This is a genomic window from Stenotrophomonas sp. 24(2023) (assembly GCF_030913365.1).
In the GTDB taxonomy this organism is placed as follows: domain Bacteria; phylum Pseudomonadota; class Gammaproteobacteria; order Xanthomonadales; family Xanthomonadaceae; genus Stenotrophomonas.
Genome location: NZ_CP133160.1, coordinates 485,053 through 507,301 on the forward strand (window position 1 = coordinate 485,053; position 22,249 = coordinate 507,301).

The following is a 22,249-nucleotide window of genomic DNA, read 5'->3' on the forward strand; positions in this document are numbered from 1 at the left end:
TCCGTTCAGGGCGGCCCGGGGGCCGCAAAGGCCGACAGTCTAGCGCCGCTCCCGCCGCCCGTGCACCCCCGCCCGCTCCCCGGCCCGCCAGAAAAAAACCATGCTGGGACGTACGTTTAGCGCCACACCCCCGCCCGGCCGGGCCGGACGGGCTGCCGGCTCAGCCGTCCAGCGCCTGCCGCAACGGGGCCAGGAATGCCCGGGCACGCTGCACGGCCACCTCGACCGACGGCGCATCGGCCAGCGCGGCCACCAGGGCGCTGCCGACCACCACGCCATCGGCCTGCTCGGCCATGGCGGCGGCACTGGCGGCATCCTTGATGCCGAACCCGGCCACCACCGGCACCTGGGCACGGGCACGCAGGCCCTGCAGGCGGGCGCTGGCCGCGGCGCTGTCCAGCCGTTCCGATGCACCGGTGACACCGGCGAAGCTGACGTAGTACAGATAGCCACGGGCCAGCGACAGCAGCTTTTCGGCGCGGGCCTCGCTGGTGGTCGGCGAGGCCAGCAGCACCAGCGCCAGGCCGGCGGCATCGAAGGCCTGCTGCGCCTCCCCGGCCTCTTCCGGTGGCAGGTCCACCAGCAGCACGCCATCCACGCCGGCACCGACGGCCGCTGCGGCAAACGCCGCATAGCCGTGGATCTCCACGGGATTGAGGTAGCCCATCAGCACCACCGGGGTGGTGCTGTCGCGCTGGCGGAACTCCGACACGGCCTGCAGCACGTAGCGCAGGCCCGCCCCACGGGCCAGCGCGCGCTCGGAGCTGCGCTGGATGGTCGGGCCATCGGCCATCGGGTCGGAGAACGGCACGCCCAGTTCCAGCACGTCGGCCCCCGCGTCCACCAGCGCATGCAGTACCGGCACGGTCGCTTCCAGCGAAGGGTCACCGGCGGTGACGAACGGGATCAGCGCCTTGCGGCCGGCGGCACGCAGGCGGGCGAAACAGGCATCGATACGGTCAACGGACATTTCAGGCACATCCTTCATTCAATTCAACGGCGCCGCTGGCGCCCCAGTACATTCTCGATACGACGCCATCGACGATCTCCACGCGGATCGCCAGGTCCGAGCCCGGGTCCAGCCATACCAGCGTCTGCCCGGCTTCCGGGTCATCGCCATAGGGCTGGGCAACGGTGCCGCGCGGCAACCGCTTCAGGGTGCTGGCCAGCGGCATGTCCAGGCGCAGGCCGAAGGGCCCCGGCTGCACCACCACCTGGCCGGAATCGTCGATCGGTGCCAGGTCGAAGCGGACCACGTGCCCGTCCTGCACCATCATCGATACGCCTTCGGGCAGGGTGCCGCGCTCGTAGTACTCGCAGCGCCCCCTCGTCGCTTCGGCCAGCCCCGCCGAATGCCATGGACCATCGGCCTCGATCTCGCTGAAGCGCTGGCCGATCAGCACGTCACCGGCATGGTCCAGCGCCACCGACACCACGGCCGGCACCGGTTCTTCATCGGCGTTTTCTGCCACGCGCGGCGCGGGGGCATCCTCGATCGGCCGGTTGGCCACGTCATCCCCGGCACGGGCCGCATCATCGTTGCTGGCCGCACGCTGGGCCGGAGCGATCGCCGCCGGCGCGGCGGGGGCCGCGGGCAGCAGCGGCGGGTCCGGGGGCTTGCAGCCGCCCAGGCCGACTGCCAGCACCAGCGCGCCACCATGGCGCAGCACCGTGTTCACAGCACCAGGCCCTCCCGGGCGGCGATGGTGTGCACGTCCTTGTCGCCACGGCCGGACAGGTTGCACAGCACGATCTGGTCGCGCGGGCGCTCACGCGCCAGCTTCATCGCCTGGGCCAGCGCATGGCTGGATTCCAGCGCCGGCAGGATGCCTTCGGTGTGCGCCAGCAGGTGGAAGGCCTGCAGGGCCTCCTCGTCGGTGATGCCCAGGTAGCGGGCGCGGCCGCTGTCTGCCAGGAACGCATGCTCCGGGCCGACGCCCGGATAGTCCAGACCGGCCGAGACCGAATGGGTTTCGATGATCTGGCCATCGTCATCGCACAGCACATAGGTGCGGTTGCCGTGCAGCACGCCGGGGCGGCCGGCGGCGATGGAGGCGGCATGGCGACCGGTGTGGATGCCATCGCCTGCCGCTTCGGCACCGACGATCTCGACCTGGCGGTCATTGAGGAAGGCATGGAACAGGCCGATGGCGTTGCTGCCGCCGCCCACGCAGGCGGTGATCGCATCGGGCAGGCGGCCATATTCGGCCAGCATCTGCGCCCGCGCCTCGCGGCCGACGATGGCGTTGAAGTCGCGCACCATGCGGGGGTACGGATCGGGGCCGGCCACCGTGCCGATGATGTAGAAGGTGTCCTGCACGTTGGTCACCCAGTCGCGCATGGCCTCGTTGAGCGCATCCTTCAGCGTGGCCGAGCCGGAGGTGACCGGCACCACCGTGGCACCGAGCAGCTTCATGCGGTAGACGTTGATCTTCTGCCGCTCGATGTCGGTGGCGCCCATGTACACCACGCATTCCAGGCCCAGCCGCGCGGCCACGGTGGCGCTGGCCACGCCGTGCTGGCCGGCGCCGGTCTCGGCGATGATGCGCTTCTTGCCCATGCGCGCGGCCAGCAGGGCCTGGCCGATGGTGTTGTTGATCTTGTGCGCGCCGGTGTGGTTCAGGTCTTCGCGCTTGAGCAGGATCTGCGCGCCGCCGACGTGGTCGCTCAGGCGCTGGGCGTGGTAGATCGGGCTCGGCCGGCCGACATAGTGGGCCAGGTCGGTGTCATAGGCGGCCTGGAAGGCCGGATCCTGGCGGGCCTGGTCGTAGGCCTGGGCCAGTTCCTGCAGCGGGCCCACCAGGGTTTCGGCAACGAAGCTGCCGCCGTAGCGGCCGAAGTGGCCCTGGGCATCCGGGAAGGCGTGGAAATCGGCAATGGGCGATGCGGACATGGGGGAGAGCCGGTGAAGCGGGACAGGTTGATACTCTAGCGCACAGGTGCAGCCCGAAAAATCGATATTATCTGGCCGTTCATGTCAGGAAAATTCACATGTCGGAACCGCAGTTGCCGCCGCTCAACGCCCTGCGTGCGTTCGAGGCCACCGCCCGCCTGGGCGGGGTGGGTCGGGCCGCGCAGGCCCTGCATGTCACCCACGGTGCGGTCAGCCGTCAGGTGAAGCTGCTGGAAGACCACCTGGGGCTGCTGCTGTTCCAGCGCGTGGGTCGTGGGCTGCGCCTGACCGAGGCCGGGCAGCGCCTGCAGCAGGCGTGCGCGCAGGGGTTCGGACTGATCGACGACACGGTGCGCGCCCTCACCCGCGCCGGGCAGGCCCCTGCCCTGGTGCTGGGCTGCAGCGGCAGCGTGCTGGCGCGCTGGATGATTCCGCGCCTGCCGGCCCTGCAGCAGGCGCTGCCCGGTGTGCCCCTGCAGTGGTCGGCACTGGATGGCAGCTTCACCGATGCGCAGGCCGGGCTGGATGCGGTGCTGTTGCTGGCACAGGGGCCGTGGCCGCGCGGCTGGCAGGTACGCGAGCTGGCGCCGGAACGGGTCGGGGTGGTGGTGGCCCCGGCGCATCCGGCGGCGGCGCGCCTGCGCCATGCCCCGCCGGCGGCGCTGCTGGACGAACCGGTGCTGCATACGACCTCGCGGCCGCAAGCCTGGCCGGCCTGGGCCGAAGCGGCAGGGCTGGACCCGTCACGGCTGCAGCGCGGCGCAGGCTTCGAGCACCTGTACTACCTGCTGGAGGCAGCGGTGGCCGGGCTGGGGCCGGCCATCGCGCCGGAGCCGCTGGTGGCCGAGGACCTGGCCAATGGACGCCTGCTGGCCCCCTGGGGATTCGCCGCCACCGGCGGCATGTGGGTGCTGGCATGGCCCGATGGCCGCACCGATGCACGGGTGGAGGCGCTGGCCGCCTGGCTGGCCGACCAGCTGCGCTGACCCGGACCGGCCGGCATTACCCGGCCGGCATCACCGCCGCCCGGTACCGTCAGGGCGCCGTGGGGGCCGCCAGCCGCTGCTGCACATCGTCGCGCAGCCGGGCCAGTTCGACCTCGGCCTTCTGCCGCTGCTGCATGCCTTCGCGATGGATGCTGCGGACCTCTTCCACGGTCGCGATCAGCTGATCGTTGACGTGACGCAGGGTGGCCACGTCGATCACGCCACGCTGGTTGCTGCGCGCGGTCGACACCGAGGCCTGCCGCATCAGGTCGGCATTGCGCCGCATCAGTTCGTTGGTCGCATCGTCGATGGCACTGGTCAGCTCGGCCGCGTTCTTCTGCTCGCCCAGCGACAGCTGGATGGCGAACTGGCGCTTCCAGGACGGAATGGTGATGTCACGGACGGTGTTGAACTTCTCGATCAGCTGCAGGGCATTGGCCTGGATCAGGCGGATCATCGGCAGCGACTGGTCGGCGGCATGCTGCATCAGCACCAGATCGGACACGCGCTTCTCGATCAGGCGGATGGCATTGTCGATCTCGGCCTGGCGGATGCGCTGCTGCGGGTCTTCACTGCCCTGCCCGGCCACTTGCTCGGCCTGCAGTTCGGCCAGGCGCTGCTTGCCCGCCGCCGCATGCAGGCCCAGTGCGTGGCGCTCCTCGCGGACGATGTCGTGCATGCGGTCGAACTCGCCCACGCGCTTGCCCATCAGCGCCTGCTGCGCGCTCACATCGCCCATCAACTGCTCGATCTGCGCATTGGTGTCGCTGAACTTCTGCACCAGCTCGCCCTTGGACGCGCGGAAGCGGTCGATCAGCCCCCCGATGATCGGCACCTTGGAGCGCTCGGAGAAACCGTCCAGCTTCAGGCTGCGGGCAATGCGCACCACGTCGCCCAGCTTCTCGCCGCTGGCGTCCAGGTCGCTGTTGCGCACCTGGTCCAGCAGCTGGCCGGAGAACGAGGCGGTACGGCTGGCGGCTTCGCGTCCGAACACCTGCAGGTTGCCCGGACGCAGGTCCTGCAGCTCACGGCCGATTTCGGCGATGCGCGGCAGATCGTCACGGGCAAGGCCAAGGGCCTGCAGCGCCCCATCGTCGAGTGCGGAGGCAGGGGGGGTAACGAGGGTGCCGGGGCTCTGGCTGTCCTGGGTCATCGAGCGGATTCCTTGCGGTTGGGAGGCCGGTGGCGGGAACCGGCTCAGCGAAGTCTAGCCTGAGCGGCAGCGACCTCGTCATCGATCTGTGCCTGCAGTGCCGCAGCCTGCCCGACCAACGCCGCCTGCGCGCGCGCGCGCTGGGCCAGCGCCGCCTGCCGCCAGGCGGGCAGCAGCACATCGTGGATGCGCGTGAAGCGTTGCAGCAATGCCTCGTCCTGCGCCAGCAACAGCTGCCACTGGCCTGCTTCAAGCGTGCGCAGTGCCGCCAGCCGCTGCAGGTGTTCCATCCGCGCGCCCAGCAGGGACTGCGCATGCGCGGGCAACGCTGGCAGCTGCGCGCGCGCATGGTCGGCCCAGTGCTGCAGGGCATCGGCCGCGGCCTGCAGCCAGGCGATCGTGCCGGCACGCTGCTGAAGCTGCCGCCGCAACGCATGGGCCTGCTCGGTGGCCTGCAGCGCAAGCACGCCCAGCTGCGCCTGCAGCTGCGCCGCCTCGGCCTGGCGGGTGACATCCCGCCCGAGCAGGCGCCCCCACCACCCTGCCTGCCGACGCAGCCGGGCCGGATCACTGCCCTGCACGGCAAGCGCGATGCGTTCCAGGGCAACGATCAGCGCCTGGCATCCATCGGTGGCGATTGCAGGCTCCCCGGCAGCCAGGGCCTGCAACAACGGCGCGCCGTACCCGGCCGGATCATCGGCGTCGAGCTGCGGTAACGGCAGCGGCGCCGCAGGCATCATGTGGCCGGTACGCCCGGGGTCGCGCCATCCTCGCTGTCCGAGGCTGCCGAGGTGCCATAGAAGTGGCGCATCAGGGCCTCATCCAGCGCGCGTTCCTGCGGCGTGGAGGCACGGCGCACGCGCGGCAGCGGCTCACGTGCGCTGCCACCGGATTCGATCTGCTGGCGGGCCCATCCCGCGACGATGGCCAGTGACTGCACCACCTGCGCCTGCTGATCCTGGGAGGCGGCCAGCTGCTGCAGCAGCGGTGCAAGTCCTGCGTGCAGATCGTCGGCCAGCGGCGCGGCCTGCACGATGGCCGGCACCGCCGGCGGCGGCGTGCGGGCATCGGCCAGGCGCTGCAGGGCCGCCAGCACCGCCGGCCAGGGCGCCGGATCGGGGGCGCTGGCCGCTGCCGGTGGCGGCAGCTGCAGTGCGCTGGCGATGTCGGCCAACTGCGCGACCACACGCCCGCCCACGTCGCCCTCATCGGCCCCCATGGCCTTGTTGCGCAGGAAATCACGCTTGATCTGCGCCCAGCGCTGCGCCTGCGCGTCATCCAGCACGCCGCGCAGCTCGGCCAGCTTCAACAGGTTCTCTTCGGCACCGGTGGTCAGCAGCTGTGCTTCCCCCAGGTAGTGGTCGGCGATCAGCTGCTGCAGCTCGGCATCGTTCATCACCGGCGAGATCTTCTCGGCCAGCTTGTTCATGTTGCGGTAGCTGCCCTGCAGGCGGAACGGCGGCTCGGTACGGTAGCGGTCGTCCTGCGCGGCACTGGCGATGTACTGCTGGTTGACCCGGTAGACCACGTCGCGCACGCGCAGCATGCGCTGCAGGGTCGCGGTGATTTCGTTGATCTCCGCGCCACTGTAGGCATGGCTGAGGCCGTTGGTGGACACGTCCTTGCCCATCGCCCGGTCCACCAGCAGGTACAGGTCGGCCATGTCGCGCGTTGCCAGCGGGGCCAGCACTGCATTGGAGGTCAGGCTGTTCTCGATGTAGCTCAGGGTGAAGGCCGCCTCCATGCCGCCCAGCACATCGCCCAGGTTGTAGATGTCGGCACGGTTGGCCAGCATGTCCGGAATCTTGAACACCTCGCCGGATTCGGTATACGGGTTGCCGGCCATCACCACGCAGAACTTCTTGCCGCGCATGTCATAGGTGCGTGTCTTTCCACGCCAGACGCCTTCGATGCGGCGGGTGCCGTCGCACAGCGAGATGAACTTCTGCAGGAACTCCGGATGGGTGTGCTGGATGTCATCGACATACAGCATGGTGTTGTTGCCCATTTCCAGGGCCAGGTTGAGCTTCTCCAGCTCCTGCCGCGAGGTGGCATCGGGTGCCTGCTGCGGGTCCAGCGAACGTACCTCGTGGCCCAGCGCCGGCCCGTTGATCTTCATGAAGACCAGGCCGAGCCGGTGCGCCACGTACTCCATCAAGGTGGTCTTGCCGTAGCCCGGGGGCGAAATCATCATCAGCAGGCCCATCAGGTCGCTGCGCTTGTTCTCCCCCACCGTGCCCATCTGCTTGGCCAGGTTGTCACCGATCACGCCCAGGTAGACATCGTTGATGAGCTTGTTGCGCACGAACGAGGACAGCGGGCGCGGCTTGAATTCGGACAGGCGCAGGACATCGCGTTCGCGCGCGATGATGCCCTGGCGCACGGCCTGGTAAGCGTGGAAGGACGGCACGAAGCGCTGCTGGTGGTGCTGCAGGCGACCGAGGAAATCATCCAGTGCCAGCACCAGGCTGCCCGTGTGGATGCGCGGGTGCTCGCCGAGCAGCCCGTGCACCTCCGCGCGCAGCAGTGCATCGCTGGGGCGCGTGCGCAGGTCGCGCTGCACCAGCAGCAGCGCAGCCGCCTCATCGACGTAGCCGGCGTGTGCCGCCTGCGCGGGCACGCCGGCCAGCGCGCGCAACCATTGCCCGGCCAGCGCCCAGCGCTGGGCCAATGGATCCTGCTGGCGCTGCAGCGCACGCTCGAAGGCCTCGCGCTGGCCGGCCAGCGCCAGCTGCTGTGCCAGCGCATCCAGCAGCGCCAGCGCATGGCGGCTGGTGCTGAAGACCGGCTCGCCGGCGCGCAGTTCCTCGCCCAGGTAGGCCGCGGCCTGGCTGGCCACATCCGCATCGAAGGGCAGCGCCTGGGCCTGCACATAGGCCTGCAGCGCCCCGGTCATTTCCGCGCACAACGCCTGGCGTCCCTCATCGGAGCCGAACAGGCGTGCGATGGCCTCGGCACCCGCCTGCCGGTCGGGCCACTGGGCCACCGCTTCCTGGCGATGCTGCGCGGCCCAGAACAGCAGCGCGAGCGCACGCACGCGCGGTGCATGCCGCAGCGGGCCCGCCGCCTGCTGCAGGGGCAGCAGTGCGCGCAGGATCAAGGCCGCATCATGGTCATGGATGCCACGCTCGTAGCCCTCGCGGTACCGCGGGGCCGCAAAGGCCCGCAGCCGCTGGTCCAGCGCCTCGGGCTCGGCAGCATCGTGCAGCAGCTGGGCCAGGTCCAGGCCATCGCGCCCTTCCTCGGCAGCCTGCAGCAGGCAACCGGCCAGATACTCGCCGCGGTAGATCGCTTCGGATTCGGAATCGAGGGTGACCGGCCAGAACGGCTTCAGCGCCTCCAGTTCCGGGTCGTGCAGGGGTTCGAGGAAGTCGGTGCCGGTCAGGTGGATGGCCAATGCCTCCCCCCGCGGCAGCAGGGTCAGGTCCAGCGCCTGGGTATTGACGCTGAAGCGGTGGCGCGGGCCCAGCCGCACCACGTTGCCGCCCGCTTCGTACAGGTCGCTGCGGTCACGCAGCTGCCGCACCGCCTGGTCACGCACGCCCTTCAGGCGCGCCTCGATGTCATCGGCCTTGACGTTGTCGTACAGCCCGCGCAGCCGCTCGGCCAGTTCGCGCAGCTTGAGGATCAGCGGATCGCCGGCGAAGAAGGCATTGAGCTCGTCGGCATCGCCGAAGCGCTCGGTACGCCGGGCCAACCCTTCCAGGATGCGGTTGGCCGCATCCAGCACCGAACGTGCCTTGCGCTGGCGGTCGTCCAGCAGGGCCTGGCGGTGGGTCTCGAAGGCCTCGACCAGTTCCTCGCGCTTGCTGAGGATGTCGCCGAGGAACTGTTCGTGCTCGCCGAACTGGCTTTCCAGCTCCTCCAGCTGCACCAGCAGCCGCGACAGCTGTTCCTCGGCCTTTTCCGGGTCGCTGGCCATGGCCAGTGCGCTGGTGATGGACTGCGAGAACAGGGCGAACTGGGCGGCGAACTGCGCCACCGATTCGGCACTGCCCAGTGTCCTGCGCCGCTGCTCGGCGCGTGTCCGTGCCTGGTTCAACCGCCCGTACAGGGTCGAAATGGCTTCGACCACCTGGGTGCGCGCCGTCGCGTCATCGACCTTCAGGCCTGCCATCAGCTGCGACAGCATGTCCAGGTCGCTGGCCATGCCGCGCAATCCTTCCAGCTGCTCGTCCAGCTGGCGGGCGCTGGCCGCCTGCTGGGCCGCTTCGTCCAGCGCCTGCAGCCGTGTGGCCAGCGGGGCCAGCGCCGTGTCCCCGGCAAGAAATGCCCCGGTGGCGGCCCCCACCTGCTCATGCGCCTGCACCAGTGCGGCGGTCATCGCCTCGATACGCGCGGTATCGATGTAGCGCAGCTCGCGCAGGGTCAGCAGCCGGCCACGCAGGGCGGTGATCGCGTTGAGCGCCTCGACGAAGTCCTCGATGCCGGTCCAGTTCTCCGGCTGCAGGCGGCCGGTCAGCGTCTTGTACGCCGCTTCTGCGGCGGCCATGGCCTGCGCCGACTGCTGGCGGATCGACTGGACCTTCTCGTATTCGTCCAGCACCGATTCACCGGTGGCGCTGATCTGCCGCAGCAGCGCCTCGGCGCCGTTGCAGGCGTCGTCGCCCAGCCAATGGTGGGTATCGAACAGGCGGCGGGTATCGGCCACCAGGCGCTGGTAGCGCTGCACCGAGACATCCTGGCCTTCGATCTCGCGCGCCAGGTTGAACAGGTTGGAAATGCCGCGCACCAGTTCGGCGTTGCCGATGCGGCCCATGAAGGTATTGCCGGGTGGCCGGCTGGCGGCGAATTCGTCACTGCTGAACGGGGTCTGCCAGACCTGCATCGGGTGGATGCGGGTCGGCTCGCTGCCTTCGGCATGGAACAGCACCATGCGCCCGTCCTGCATGAAGGCGTAGCCATGGCCGAACACCGGGTTCTGCAGCACGCGCTGGATGGTGTTGTAGACGAACAGGGCCGAGCGCCCGCCTTCGCGCTCGTAGAAGATGTACAGCATGTCCTCGCCGTTGGGCGAGCGGATGCTGCGCTTGAACTGCATGCCGGCCATCGAGGCGTCGAACGCCTTGTGCTCGCCGCCCTGCAGGTAATAGCCCCCAGGGAAGATCACGCCGTGGTCTTCGGGCAGCTGCACGCAGGCCTGCACGATGGCATCGTTGCGCACGATGTCGCCGGTCAGGGTGTTGTAGATCAGCCCGCGCCAGACGGTTTCGCGGTAGGGCAGCACCTTCAGCAGCAGCAGCGAGCCTACGCGGGCAAACGCGAACTGCGCATCATCCAGCGACTGCGTGCTGTCCTCCACCGGCTCGCTGTAGATGCCCCGCCCGGTCTCGGTGTTGTTCTCGACCTTGATGGTGAGGTCGCCACCGGTGGTCTCCACGAACAGGGTGTCAAGGATGTTCAGGTGCGCGTGCCGGCCGCTGACCGCAAGGTCACGGGTGGCCCGGGACCACTCGAAATCGAACGGTGGTGGCAGCGCGATATCGCGCTCGCCGCGGGCGTCGAGGTAGGTCAGCTCGCCATCGCGCGACAGCGCCCAGCGGAACACGCGCACATCGCTGCTGCGCTCGCCGATCTGGAACGAAGCCAGCAGCTTGTCACCGACCACGATGAGCTGCAGCAGGCGTGCATGCTTGTAGTAGGCATACAGTTCGTTGAAGTCGTGCACGAAGCCGGGCTGGTCCAGGAAACTGCCCTTCAGCGCCTGCGCGGCCACGTCGTAGCCGTCGGGCCCCTGCACCAGCCGGTACAGGCCGAACACATCCTCGATGCGGGTCTGGGTCTTGAGCCCGATGAACACGTTGTAGCCGAACAGCAGGCGATCCGGACCGACCTGCACGATGTCCCGGCCCACGCAGTTGTTGTCGCTGCGGATGCGGAAGCGGCCGGCGACCTCCATGCGGCTGTCACCGAACTCGGCCAGGCGCTGCCGGTTCAACCCGTCGGCCAGGGCCTGCAGGCGCTGGCCCTGTTCGCCCAGGCGACGGCGCAGCACATCATAGGCGCCGCCCTGGGCGACGGCCTGGTCAACGGTGTCGCCGGAGGGCGCCACCGTGGCGCCATCGACGGAAGGATTCGATTCGGACATCAGCAGGCTTCCAGCTCACGGGCGGACGGCCGCGGGTGCAGCCGCCCCGGACAGGCGATGGCCGGTACGGCCACCGCCCGGTGCATCAGCGGACGCTGTCGACCACGGTGGCCGACACGGTCTGCACCGCATCGGCGGCGTCGCTGATCTGCCGCGGTGCAGGTTCGGGCGCGGCCACGCCCAGGTAGCGCTGCATCAGCTCCTGCACGATCGGGCTCTTGCCGGCGAAGCCTTCGATCGACTTGCCCAGCGAGACCGCCTTGACCAGGTTCTCGAACATGCCGCCATCGCCGCCCACCAGATCGATGTCGGCATTGCGCAGCGCGCTGGCGATGACGCTGGCGTTCTCGCGCGAGACGTCCTTGCCCGCCTCGATCGAGGCCAGCGCCTGCTTCAGGCTGCTGTCGAGCATCATGCGGAACTCTTCGTGGCCACGTGCCTGGTCGCTGAGCGAGGCGATGGCCTCGAACTTGCGCACCAGGCCTTCGGCTTCGGCCAGCAGCTTCTTCTGCACCACGCCGGCCTCGGCGTTGCCCAGCGATTCGGTGGCGGTGGCGCGGGCCAGGCCCATCTTTTCCTCGCCCTGTGCCTGCGCCTGCAGGGTCTGCGCCAGCACCTGCGCCTCGTTGCTGCCCTGCTTGAGGGTGGCATCGGCCTTGGCTTCGATCACGCGGGCCTCGGCGATGCCGACCTTCTCGATGGCCAGCGCGGAGGCTTCGCGCACCTGGGCTTCGGCCAGGCCCGGGGCGGCCTGCTCGGCGCGCAGTGCGTCGGCCAGCAGGCGCTTGGCCTCGGCCTGCTTGCCGGCGGCCTCGTGCTCGGCCTGGGCCAGCGTGGTCAGTTCCACCGCGCGGTGCTTGGAGGCGGTTTCCCGCGCCTGCGCTTCCTTCACCTCGCGCACCAGCGCTTCCTGCGCCTTGGCTTCGGCTTCCAGGATCAGCACCTGCTTCTGGCGGTCGGCTTCGGAGACCTCGCGCACTTCCTTGATGCGCTCTTCTTCCTGGGCCACGGTCTTGTCGATGGAGATGCGCTCACGGGTGATGTTGGCCACGTCCATCTTGCCCTGCTCGACCACCTTGTCGCGCTCCACGCCCTGCAGCTGCACCTCGCGGTCGGTGGTGACCTGCTCCAGCTGACGCGCGCGCTCGACCCGCTCGGCTTCGATGGCGACCGCACGCTGGCGGTTCTGCTCGGCCACTTCCACTTCGCGCAGGCGGTTCTGTTCGCGGATGTCGATCAGCTGCTGCGCCTCGATGCGCGCGTTCTCCGACAGCTGGCGCTGTTCTTCCTGCACCTTGGCGGTCTCGGCTTCCTCGCGGGCGCGGATGGTCTCGATTTCGCGCTTCTGCCGCGCCTCGGCCTCGGCCTGCTGGCGTTCCAGCGCCAGCAGCGCTTCGCGCGCCTCCACGTTCTTCTTGGTGATGGCCAGCTTTTCGTTCTGTTCCAGTTCGTTGGTCACCACGTTCTGCGCGGCGGTCAGCTCGGTGATCTTGCGGATGCCCTGCGCGTCGAGGATGTTGAACTGGTCCAGCAGCGCCTTCGGCGTCTGTTCCAGGTAATCGATCGCCACGTCTTCCAGCACGTAGCCGTTGAGGTCGTTGCCGATCACCGCGATGATCTCGTCGCGGAATTCCTGGCGCTTCTCGAACAGCTCGGTGAAATCGAACTTCTTGCCGACCGTCTTCAGCGCCTCGGAGAACTTGGCGTTGAACAGTTCGTCGACCGCGTGCTTGTCCGAGGCGCGGTCGGCGCCGATGGCCTTGGCCACGCGCAGCACGTCGGCCTGGGTCTCGTTCACGCGCAGGTAGAAGGCCACGGCGATGTCAGCACGCATGTTGTCACGACAGATCAGGCCTTCCTTGCCGCGGCGGTCGATCTGCAGGGTGATCAGGCTGATGCGCATCAGCTCGGCGCGGTACAGCACCGGGATGATCAGCGCGCCGGTGAAATGCACCTTGGGCGTGGCGCTCATGTCGTTGACGATCAGGGCCACGCCCTGGTCCACCTTGCGGTAGAACGCCTTGAACAGCCCGGCCAGCCCCAGCATCAGGACCAGCAGGATGGCCACGCCGATCAGGAACGGCGCCATGGTTGCCAATGTCATCGGTGATTCTCCTTGTTGCCCGGAAGCAGGTTGTCCTGGAAATCGAGGGCGACCGCATCGGCGCGGACGACCCGGTAACAATGCTGCGCGGCCAGGTGCTCGACCAGCACGATGCGCTCGCCGCGCTGCAGTTCGCTATCGCTGCGCACCTGCAGCACCAGGCCCGCGCCGCCGTCATCGACGGTGGCGTGCCCGCTGCGGGCGTCGACCGTCGGCGAGGCCACCACGCCGACACGGCCGAGCAGCGACGCCTGCGGGACCGGGCGCAGGTGCAGCAGCAGACGGCGGATGGGACGCAGCAGCGTGGCGGTCAGCGGAATGGCCGGCAGCGGTGCCAGCAGCAGCACGACCGTGCCGATCCCCCAGCGCAGCAGCGCCGGCAGTGGCAGCAGCACGAACAGGTGCACGAAGTAGGTCACGGTCCAGGCGAAGAAGGCCAGCAGGGCCATCACCAGCATCACCGGAACGCCGCCCAGCCCCCAACGGGCCAGCAGGCCGGACAGGCCCGGCAGATCAGTGGCATCCCCCGCTGCGGGATCGAGGCCGCCGGTCTCGGCGATGCCGTCGTCGACCAGGCCGAAGGCCGCCAGCAGCCAATAGATCACCGCTACCGCCAGCACGATGCTGTAGGGCAGCGTCGGGAATGCAAAGACGACGGCGAAGAATTCCTGCAAGGCGTCCCTTCCTGGGCTGTGGGCGCCGGGCGCCCTCCGGGGCAGCCAGGCTGCGCACCGCGATTCCTGTACCGGTCATCCGCGACCGGTACCCGTGGAATCATCCTACGTGAAGAGGGCGTGGATGCTCAAATGGCAAGCCTTTCACGAAAAACAACGCCGCATTCAACCATCAATCCAGCACAGCGCAGTCGGCCCGGCGCACTTCCTCGACGAAGGTACGCATCTTGTTGCCGTCCTTGATGCCCGGCTCCAGTTCGATGCCGCTGGACACGTCCACGCCCCACGGCAGGGTCGCCAGGGTTGCGTCGTAGACGTTTTCCGGGGTCAGCCCGCCGGCCAGCAGGAACGGCCGGTGCAGGCCGCTGGGAATGCGCGTCCAGTCGAAGGCCACGCCGGTGCCGCCACCGCCGCCCGGGGCGTGGCTGTCGAACAGGAAGCCGGCCGCGCTCGGGTAGCGCAGCTGCAGGGTACGGGCGTTGATGTCCTCGCGCCCGCCCATCGCAATGGCCTTCAGGTAGGGCATGTTGAAGCTGCGGCAGAAGGTTTCGTCCTCCTCGCCATGGAACTGCAGCAGGGTCGGGCGCACGGTACGCAGCACCTCGCGCACTTCTTCCTTGCTGTTGTTGCGGAACAGCGCCACCACGTCGACCATCGGCGCGATGGCCTGGCGCATCGCGCGCGCCTCGGCCGGGGCCACGCGGCGCTTGCTCTCGCGGGCAAAGATGAAACCCACTGCGTCCACGCCCAGTTCGCCGGCCAGGCGCACGTCACCGGCGCGGGTCATGCCACAGAACTTGATGCGCGTGCGGTAGTAGGAACGGCTCATAGCGTGACCTCGGCAGGCAGGTGCCAGTTGTCGGGGTACAGCGGGCCCAGGAACACCAACCCCTGGGGCGGCGCGGTCGGGCCGGCAAGGGTGCGGTCGCGTCCGGCCAGCAGTTCGGCCATCCAGTCCACAGGCCGCTCCCCGCTGCCGACCATGATCAACGAGCCCACGATATTGCGGACCATGTGATGAAGGAATGCATTGGCCTGCACGGCCACCTCGACCACCTCGCCCTGGCGGCTGACCTGCAGCGACTGCAGTTCGCGCCGCGCATGCAGGGCCTGGCACTGGATCGAGCGGAAGGCATTGAAATCGTTCTCGCCCAGCAGCGCCTGCCCGGCCTGGTGCATGCGGGCCTCGTCCAGCGGCCGCCGCTCCCAGCTCAGGCTCTGCCGGTACAGCGCCGGGCGCACCTGGCGGTTGACCAGGCGGTACACATAGCGGCGCGCCCGCGCGGAAAAACGGGCATGGAAATCGTCGGCCACCGGCACGCACCAGCGCACCGCGATCGAGCGCGGCAGGCGCGCGGTGGTGCCCAGCACCCAGCCACGCGGGTCGCGGTCGGCCTCGCTGTCGAAGTGCACGACCTGGCAGGCACCGTGCACGCCCGCGTCGGTCCGCCCGGCGCAGACGACATGGACCGGGCTGTCGGCCACCGATGACAGGGCCTGTTCCAGGCTGGCCTGCACGCTGGGGCCAGCCTCGCCCAGGTTCTGCCAGCCCTTGAAATCGCTGCCGTCATATTCGACGCCGAGCGCGTAACGCATGGAAACCTCGATGCTGCGGAAGGGGTGGCTCAGGCCGGGTCGCGTTCGGACCAGACGGCCAGTTCATTGCCGCCCGGCTCGATGAACTGGAAGCGGCTGCCACCGGGGAAGGAGAACACCGGCCGGGCGATTTCACCACCGGCGGCCCGCACGGCGGCCTCCACCGGGGCCAGCAGGTCGGCATACAGCACCAGCAGCGGCGCGCCCTCGCCAGCCAGGCGTGGCTCGCCGCGGAAGAATCCGCCCTGCAGGCGGCCATCGTCGAAGGCGGTGTAATCCGTGCCGTAATCGACAAACGACCAGCCAAAGACCGCTTCGAAGAAAGCGCGGCTGGCGGCCGGATCGCGCGAGGCGAATTCCACGTAGTCGATGCGTCGTTCCCTGTGCATGCCGGTTCTCGATGAAGGGGGAAAAATCAGGAAAGGCGCGCGAGCAGTTCGCGCGCCTGGGCCTGGCTGTGCAGATCGCCGCCCTCGGCGACTTCCAGCAGCAGGGTGCGTGCGGTCTCCGCATCGCCCAGGTCCAGGTAGGCGATGGCCAGTTCCAGCCGCTCCTGGCCTGCCCGCCCCAGCGGGGCAGCGGCCTCGATCGCCCCGGCCGGTGCCTCGACAAGGGGCGGGAGCGCGGATGGCCCGTGGGTATCGGCAGCAGCACCGGCGTCGTCAGGCAGGTCGAACACACCGCGGTAACCGGGCTGCTGCTCAGCGTGCAGGGCATAGGCGGGCACATCCGGCACCACTTCAGCGCTATCGGCTGCGGCCGGCGGGTCATCCCAGCGCGGCGCCTCGGTGACGGCCGCAGGCAGCACGTCGTCCCGGTCCGCGTCATCCCATGCCGGGAGCGTGGACGCCGCCGGCGTTACAGCCACCGGCTCCAGCCCGGCATCCGGCGTCCAGTCATGGACGATCTCAGCCTCCACCGTGGTATCGGCGGGGACGTCATGGTCGGCCCAGGCCGGCATCGACGGCTCCTGGCGCGCCTCGCCCACCGGCGGCCAGGGCGCCTGTTCGGCCAGCACATCCAGGCCGGCACCGGCCGGCACGGCGGCGGCAAGCCCGGTGGCATCGCCGTCTTCACGTGGCAGCGGCGGCAATGGCGAGGGCCGGCGGCGGCGGACGAGCCATGCCCCCAGCGCCACCAGCAGCAGCACCGGCAGCCCCAGCCAGTACCAGGGGGTGCCGCCCTCGCGTGCCCCCGGCGCCGGCGCCAGGCGCTGCTGGGCGGCCGCCAGGTCGTTGTCCTTCATCGCGATCAGCGACTGCTGCTGCTTCTGCAGCTTTTCCAGGTCGGCCACGCGCTGCTTGAGCTCGTCGATTTCGGCATCGCGGGTAGCGATGTCCTCTTTGGCCTGACGCAGTTGTTCATTGCCCAGCATGTCACCCTCGCTGCCGGCGGCGGTGCCGGTGGTTGTGCCCGCACGGGCGGCATCGGCCGCCAGCGCCGGAGCGATTTCCAGCCGCGCGCCCTGCGCGGCGGCCGTGGCCGGTGCGGGTGCGGCCGCCGGGGCCGGCGCCCCCACCGGCTGCGGCAGGGCGCGTGCCTGGCGCCACTGTGCGATGTGTTCACGTACCAGCGTGGCGGCCTCGCTGGCCTCCACGGCAGCCAGCGCGTCACTGCCCGGCATCCGCAGCACCGCCCCCTGCCTGAGCAGGTTGACGTTGCCACGGATGAACGCTTCGGGGTTGGCGCGCAGCAGGGCGATCATCGCCCGGTCACGGCTTACCTGGTGCTCGCGCGCAACAGCGCTGGCGATCTGCGAAAGCGTCTGCCCCCGCTTCACGGTCACGCTGCCATCGGCGCTGGCCGCGACGGCCGGTGCCGCGCTGCGTGCTGCACGTGCTGCGGGCGCCGTGGCCGGTGCAGGTGCGGGGGCTGCTGCCGGCACAACGGCCGGCTCGCGCTGGATGGTGCTGGACGGCGTGCCGGCGGGAGCAACGATCTCCGGTTCGGCCACCGCCAGCGCGCTGGCCGGCGCATCGACCAGTGCCGAATACTCGCGCACCAGCCGGCCCTGCCCCCAGTCGGCCTCGACCAGGAAGCTCAGCGATGGCGTCTGTACCGGTGCCTGCGAGGTCACCCGTACCACCGCCCTGCCCTGCGCGTTGCGTGCCAGTTCGAACTGCAGTTCGCCGACCACGCCGCTGGGCGCGGCCAGGCCGACCCGGGCGAACGCGGCCGGTGAGGCCAGGCCGACACGCAGGTTCTCCAGCTCGGAAGGATCGGCCGAGATGACCGGGATCTCGGCCAGCAACGGCTGCCCGGGACGCGACAGCACACGGATGTCGCCCAGCCCCAGTGCCATGGCCGAGCTGCTGGCCAGGGCCAGCAGTGCCGTGGAAAGATAGGTGAGCGGGCGCGATGCGCCCTTGGCCCGTTTATTCATGGGCGACACTATAAAGCGTGCGGACCGGGGTCCGCACCCACCAGGCAGGATGGACCTGCCCCACAAAAAAAGCCGGGCATCGCCCGGCCTTTTCCATCAGCGCTTTTCGGCGGCGACCAGTTCGGCCACCTGCACGGCGTTGAGCGCGGCGCCCTTGCGGATGTTGTCCGAGACGATCCACAGGTTCAGGCCACGCGGGTGCGACAGGTCTTCACGGATGCGGCCGACGTACACCGCGTCGGTGCCCGAGGCGTGGGTGACCGGGGTCGGGTAGCCGCCGGCTTCGCGACGGTCCACCACTTCCACGCCCGGCGACTGCGCCAGCAGTTCGCGCGCGGCCTCCACGGTAACCTTCTCGCGGGTTTCGATCGCCACGGCCTCGGAGTGGCCATAGAACACCGGCACGCGCACGGCGGTGGGGTTCACCAGGATGCTGTCGTCGGCAAGGATCTTGCGGGTCTCCCACACCAGCTTCATTTCTTCCTTGGTGAAGCCGTTGTCCTGGAAGTCATCGATGTGCGGGATCAGGTTGAACGCGATCTGCACCGGGAAGCGCTGCGGATCGATGTCCTGGAAGCTGAGCAGCTGGCCGGTCTGCTTGCCGAGTTCTTCCAGCGCCGAACGGCCACCGCCGGACACCGACTGGTAGGTGGCCACGTTGATGCGTTCGATGCCGTAGCGGCGGTGCAGCGGTGCCAGCGCGACCAGCATCTGCATGGTCGAGCAGTTCGGGTTGGCGATGATGCCGCGCGGGCGGTTGGCCACCTGGTCCGGGTTGACCTCGGACACCACCAGCGGCACATCGTCGTCGTAACGGAAGGCCGAGGAGTTGTCGATCACCACCGCACCGGCAGCGGCGAACTTCGGCGCGTAGTCCTTGGACACGCTGCCACCGGCGGAGAACAGCGCGATGTCCACGCCGGCCGGATCGAAGGTGGCCAGGTCCTGGACCTTGACCTTCTCGCCGTTGAATTCGACTTCACCGCCGGCCGAGCGTTCCGAGGCCAGCAGGCTCAGGGTACCGACCGGGAAGTTGCGCTCGGCCAGGATCGACAGCATGGTCTCGCCGACCGCGCCGGTGGCACCAACGACGGCGACATGGAAGGAACGTTGTGCATTGCTCATGGGAAAAACTCGCAGGAAAAGGGAGAGGGAAACTGACGCACAGCGGCTGGGTTCGGGGAACCTCCTCGGGCAGGCGCGCGGAGGTTCCCTATCGTTTCACGCCTTTTTTGCCCACGGTGGCACGTGCGGCCAGGGCAGCATCGGCGTTGATCGCGCTCGGCATGGCCGACACGTCGCCGGCCAGGCCGAGCGCGGCCAGCAGATTGTCCGCGGCCAGATGCACCATGGCCGTACGCGTGCCCAGCGAGGCGCTGCCGATATGCGGGGTCAGCACCACGTTGCGCAGCGCCAGCAGTTCCGGGCGCACCGTCGGCTCGCCTTCGTAGACATCCAGGCCGGCGGCGGCCAGGCGGCCGTGGGCCAGGGCGTCGGCCAGCGCCAACTCGTCGACGATGCCGCCACGGGCGATGTTCACCAGCGTGGCCGTGGGCTTCATCTTCGCCAGGGCGGCGGCATCGATGATGTGGTGCGAGGACGCTGAGTACGGCAGCACCAGCACGAGGTGATCGGCGCGGGCCAGCAGCGTGTCCAGCTCCACGTAGGACGCGCCGACGGCCGCTTCGGTCCCGGCCGGCAGCCGCGAGCGGTTGTGGTACAGCACGTTCATGCCGAAACCATGGGCACCGCGGCGGGCGATGCCCTGGCCGATGCGGCCCATGCCGAGGATGCCCAGCGTGCTGCCATGGATGTCGGCACCGAGCATGGTCTGGAACGACCACTGGCCCCAGTGGCCCTCGCGCAGCCAGCGCTCGGCTTCGGTGATGCGGCGCGCGGTGGCCATCAGCAGGGCGAACCCCAGGTCGGCCGTGGTCTCGGTGAGTACATCGGGCGTGTTGCTGGCCAGGACACCGGCCGCGCTGAGCGCCTCGACATCCAGGTTGTTGTAGCCCACGCCGACGTTGGCGATCACCTGCAGGCGCGCATTGCCGGCCAGCTGGGCGGCGCCGATGCGCTCGTTGAGCGTGATGATGGCCCCATCCACGCCGGCCAGCCGTTCGGCCAGCTGGTCAGGCGTCCAGGCGGTGACGGTGTCGGTGGTGTGCAGCTGCACGCGGTCGCGCAACGGCGCGATGGCCGCCTCGACCAGCGGCTGGCTCACCCACACCACCGGCCGCGCATCAGCCATCGATCTGGCCGGGAATGCGCGGGGTGATGGTGCCGACATCGCCGCACTGCGCGCGGTGGCGCAGGGCCTGGTCCATCAGCACCAGCGCCATCATCGCCTCGGCGATGGGCGTGGCGCGGATGCCGACGCAGGGGTCATGGCGGCCGGTGGTGACCACCTCGACCACGTTGCCGGCGGTGTCCAGCGATGGGCCGGGCAGGCGCAGGCTGGAGGTCGGCTTGAGCACGATCGATGCGGTCACCGGCTGGCCGGTGGAGATACCGCCGAGAATGCCGCCGGCATGGTTGCTGGCAAAACCCTGCGGCGTGAGCAGGTCGCGATGCTCGGTACCGAGCTGGGCGGCGCTGGCGAAGCCGTCGCCGATCTCCACGCCCTTGACCGCGTTGATGCTCATCAGGGCCGCGGCAAGATCACCGTCGAGCTTGCCGTAGATCGGCTCGCCCCAACCCGGCGGTACGTTGTCGGCCACTACGTTCACGCGTGCGCCGACCGAATCACCGGACTTGCGCAGCGCATCCATGTACGCCTCCAGCTCCGGCACCTGCGCGGCATGCGGCCAGAAGAAGGGGTTGTCTTCCACCGCCGACCAGTCGAAACCGGCCGGGGTGAGGTTGCCCAGCTGCGACAGGTAGCCGCGCACGGTGATGCCGAAGCGCTCGGCCAGCCACTTCTTGGCCACCACGCCAGCGGCCACGCGCATGGTGGTCTCGCGCGCGGACGAACGGCCGCCACCACGCGGATCGCGGATGCCGTACTTGTGCCAGTAGGTGTAGTCAGCGTGGCCGGGCCGGAACTGCTGGCCGATGCTGGCGTAATCCTTGCTGCGCTGGTCGGTGTTGCGGATCAGCAGCGCGATCGGCGTGCCGGTGGTCAGGCCCTCGTACACACCGGACAGGATCTCGACCTCGTCGGCCTCGCGGCGCGCCGAGGTATGCCGGCTCTTGCCGGTGGCGCGGCGCTGCAGGTCGTGGGCGAACTCGGCCGCATCCAGCGCCAGGCCCGGGGGGCAGCCATCGATCACGCAGCCGATCGCCGGCCCGTGCGATTCGCCGAACGTGGTGACGGTCAACAGCTTGCCGAACGCATTGGAGCTCACGGGCGCTGTGCCGCCAGTTCGGTGATGCGGGCGCTGTGGGCGATCAGCTCGCGGCATTCGACCGCGAAGATGCCCATCTGGCCGACCTTGAATTCGATCCAGGCAAAATCGACTTCCGGCAGCAGCTTGATCAGGTGCTGTTCGGACTCGCCCACTTCGCAGATCAGCAGGCCGTCCTCGCTCAGGTGCAGCGGCGCGTCGCGCAGGATCTTCAGCACCAGGTCCAGGCCATCATCACCCGCACGCAGGCCCATTTCCGGCTCGTAGGAATATTCCTGCGGCAGGGCATCGGTCTCGTCGTTGGTGACGTACGGCGGGTTGGTGACGATCAGGTCGTAGTGGCGGCCGGTCAGGCCGTTGAACAGGTCCGACTTGAGCAGGGTGACGTTGTGCGCCTGCAGGCGCTCCTTGTTCTCTTCGGCCAGCGACAGGGCGTCGTCGCTCAGGTCCACGCCATCCACTTCCCAGTTCGGGTAGTAGTGGCCCATGGCAATGGCGATGCAGCCCGAACCGGTGCACAGGTCCAGCGCGCGGTTGACATCGCGGCCGGCCAGCCACGGCTCGAAACCGCACTCGATCAGCTCGGCGATGGGCGAGCGGGGCACCAGGGCGCGCTCGTCGCTCTTGAAGCTGAGCCCGGCAAACCAGGCTTCGCCGGTCAGGTAGGCGGCCGGAATGCGTTCGTCGATGCGACGCTGGAACAGGTCCAGCACGCGCTGCTTTTCGGCCTGCAGCAGGCGCGCCTGGCCGTAGGCCGGGCCGAGGTCATGCGGCAGGTGCAGGCTGTGCAGCACCAGCTGGGTGGCTTCATCCAGGGCGTTGTCGTAGCTGTGCCCGAAGGTCAGCCCGGCTTCGTTGAAACGGCTGGTGCCGTAGCGGATCAGGTCGATGATCGTGTGGAGTTCGGCGGCCGTTTCGGCGGTCATGGCGGTACGACGGGCAAAGTGGCCCCCGATTATAGGCGTTGCCGGGGCCGCCGGCATCCGTTGCAGGGGTAACGACCCGGGCGCAGACGGTATGATGGC

At 69.2% G+C, this 22,249-nt stretch carries 17 protein-coding genes; 1 reads left to right on the forward strand and 16 read right to left on the reverse strand.

Features of this window, described 5'->3' with window-relative positions; all coding sequences use genetic code 11:
* Nucleotides 1–160: 160 nt before the first annotated feature.
* From trpA to trpB, 3 genes are read right to left on the reverse strand one after another with little or no spacing between them, the layout of a single operon-like run.
* Nucleotides 161–970 carry a tryptophan synthase subunit alpha gene (gene trpA, locus Q9R17_RS02265; RefSeq protein WP_308156835.1) on the reverse strand — a complete coding sequence of 270 codons (810 nt, stop codon included), beginning with the start codon at nucleotides 968–970 and terminating at the stop codon, nucleotides 161–163.
* 1 nt (nucleotide 971) lies between these two features.
* Complete coding sequence (locus Q9R17_RS02270; protein ID WP_308156836.1) at nucleotides 972–1,679, reverse strand: hypothetical protein; 708 nt, start codon at nucleotides 1,677–1,679, stop codon at nucleotides 972–974.
* Nucleotides 1,676–2,893, reverse strand: coding sequence for a tryptophan synthase subunit beta (trpB, locus tag Q9R17_RS02275; protein ID WP_308156837.1), 1,218 nt, complete (start codon nucleotides 2,891–2,893; stop codon nucleotides 1,676–1,678). Before trpB ends, Q9R17_RS02270 begins: the two co-directional genes overlap by 4 nt.
* A gap of 98 nt (nucleotides 2,894–2,991) precedes the next feature.
* Between trpB and Q9R17_RS02280 the strand changes: the two genes are divergently transcribed.
* Entirely contained in the window at nucleotides 2,992–3,879 is an 888-nt protein-coding gene (locus Q9R17_RS02280; protein ID WP_308156838.1) for a LysR family transcriptional regulator, read from the forward strand.
* A 49-nt stretch (nucleotides 3,880–3,928) separates the two neighbouring features.
* On the opposite strand, the gene Q9R17_RS02285 is transcribed toward Q9R17_RS02280, so the two are convergent.
* The 13 genes from Q9R17_RS02285 to prmB form a co-directional block, all read right to left on the reverse strand.
* A complete protein-coding gene (locus Q9R17_RS02285; RefSeq protein ID WP_308156839.1) occupies nucleotides 3,929–5,032 on the reverse strand; it encodes a toxic anion resistance protein in 1,104 nt (367 codons plus the stop codon).
* 44 nt (nucleotides 5,033–5,076) lie between these two features.
* Nucleotides 5,077–5,769: a hypothetical protein gene (locus Q9R17_RS02290; RefSeq protein WP_308156840.1), complete on the reverse strand. Its 693-nt coding sequence runs from the start codon at nucleotides 5,767–5,769 to the stop codon at nucleotides 5,077–5,079.
* Entirely contained in the window at nucleotides 5,769–11,120 is a 5,352-nt protein-coding gene (locus Q9R17_RS02295) for a DNA repair ATPase (RefSeq protein WP_308156841.1), read from the reverse strand. The genes Q9R17_RS02290 and Q9R17_RS02295 overlap by 1 nt, the downstream gene beginning before the upstream one ends.
* Before the next feature lie 85 nt (nucleotides 11,121–11,205).
* The gene (locus Q9R17_RS02300; RefSeq protein WP_308156842.1) at nucleotides 11,206–13,224 is read right to left on the reverse strand and encodes a hypothetical protein; all 2,019 of its coding nucleotides are present in this window, start codon (nucleotides 13,222–13,224) and stop codon (nucleotides 11,206–11,208) included.
* On the reverse strand, nucleotides 13,221–13,898 hold the full coding sequence (locus Q9R17_RS02305) for a hypothetical protein (protein WP_308156843.1): 678 nt from the start codon (nucleotides 13,896–13,898) through the stop codon (nucleotides 13,221–13,223). The genes Q9R17_RS02300 and Q9R17_RS02305 overlap by 4 nt, the downstream gene beginning before the upstream one ends.
* Nucleotides 13,899–14,070: 172 nt before the next feature.
* On the reverse strand, nucleotides 14,071–14,727 hold the full coding sequence (locus Q9R17_RS02310) for a phosphoribosylanthranilate isomerase (RefSeq protein WP_308156844.1): 657 nt from the start codon (nucleotides 14,725–14,727) through the stop codon (nucleotides 14,071–14,073).
* Nucleotides 14,724–15,494, reverse strand: a complete 771-nt coding sequence (truA, locus tag Q9R17_RS02315; protein ID WP_308156845.1) for a tRNA pseudouridine(38-40) synthase TruA — start codon at nucleotides 15,492–15,494, stop codon at nucleotides 14,724–14,726. The genes Q9R17_RS02310 and truA overlap by 4 nt, the downstream gene beginning before the upstream one ends.
* Before the next feature lie 29 nt (nucleotides 15,495–15,523).
* Nucleotides 15,524–15,883 carry a VOC family protein gene (locus Q9R17_RS02320; protein WP_308156846.1) on the reverse strand — a complete coding sequence of 120 codons (360 nt, stop codon included), beginning with the start codon at nucleotides 15,881–15,883 and terminating at the stop codon, nucleotides 15,524–15,526.
* 26 nt (nucleotides 15,884–15,909) lie between these two features.
* Entirely contained in the window at nucleotides 15,910–17,877 is a 1,968-nt protein-coding gene (locus Q9R17_RS02325; RefSeq protein ID WP_308156847.1) for a FimV/HubP family polar landmark protein, read from the reverse strand.
* Between the two features lie 96 nt (nucleotides 17,878–17,973).
* Nucleotides 17,974–19,002, reverse strand: a complete 1,029-nt coding sequence (locus Q9R17_RS02330; protein WP_308156848.1) for an aspartate-semialdehyde dehydrogenase — start codon at nucleotides 19,000–19,002, stop codon at nucleotides 17,974–17,976.
* An 88-nt stretch (nucleotides 19,003–19,090) separates the two neighbouring features.
* Nucleotides 19,091–20,128 (reverse strand): D-glycerate dehydrogenase, encoded by a 1,038-nt coding sequence (locus Q9R17_RS02335; RefSeq protein WP_308156849.1) that lies wholly within the window; start codon nucleotides 20,126–20,128, stop codon nucleotides 19,091–19,093.
* Complete coding sequence (gene aroC, locus Q9R17_RS02340; protein WP_308156850.1) at nucleotides 20,121–21,224, reverse strand: chorismate synthase; 1,104 nt, start codon at nucleotides 21,222–21,224, stop codon at nucleotides 20,121–20,123. The genes Q9R17_RS02335 and aroC overlap by 8 nt, the downstream gene beginning before the upstream one ends.
* Nucleotides 21,221–22,150 carry a 50S ribosomal protein L3 N(5)-glutamine methyltransferase gene (prmB, locus tag Q9R17_RS02345; RefSeq protein WP_308156851.1) on the reverse strand — a complete coding sequence of 310 codons (930 nt, stop codon included), beginning with the start codon at nucleotides 22,148–22,150 and terminating at the stop codon, nucleotides 21,221–21,223. Before prmB ends, aroC begins: the two co-directional genes overlap by 4 nt.
* Between the last annotated feature and the right edge of the window lie 99 nt (nucleotides 22,151–22,249).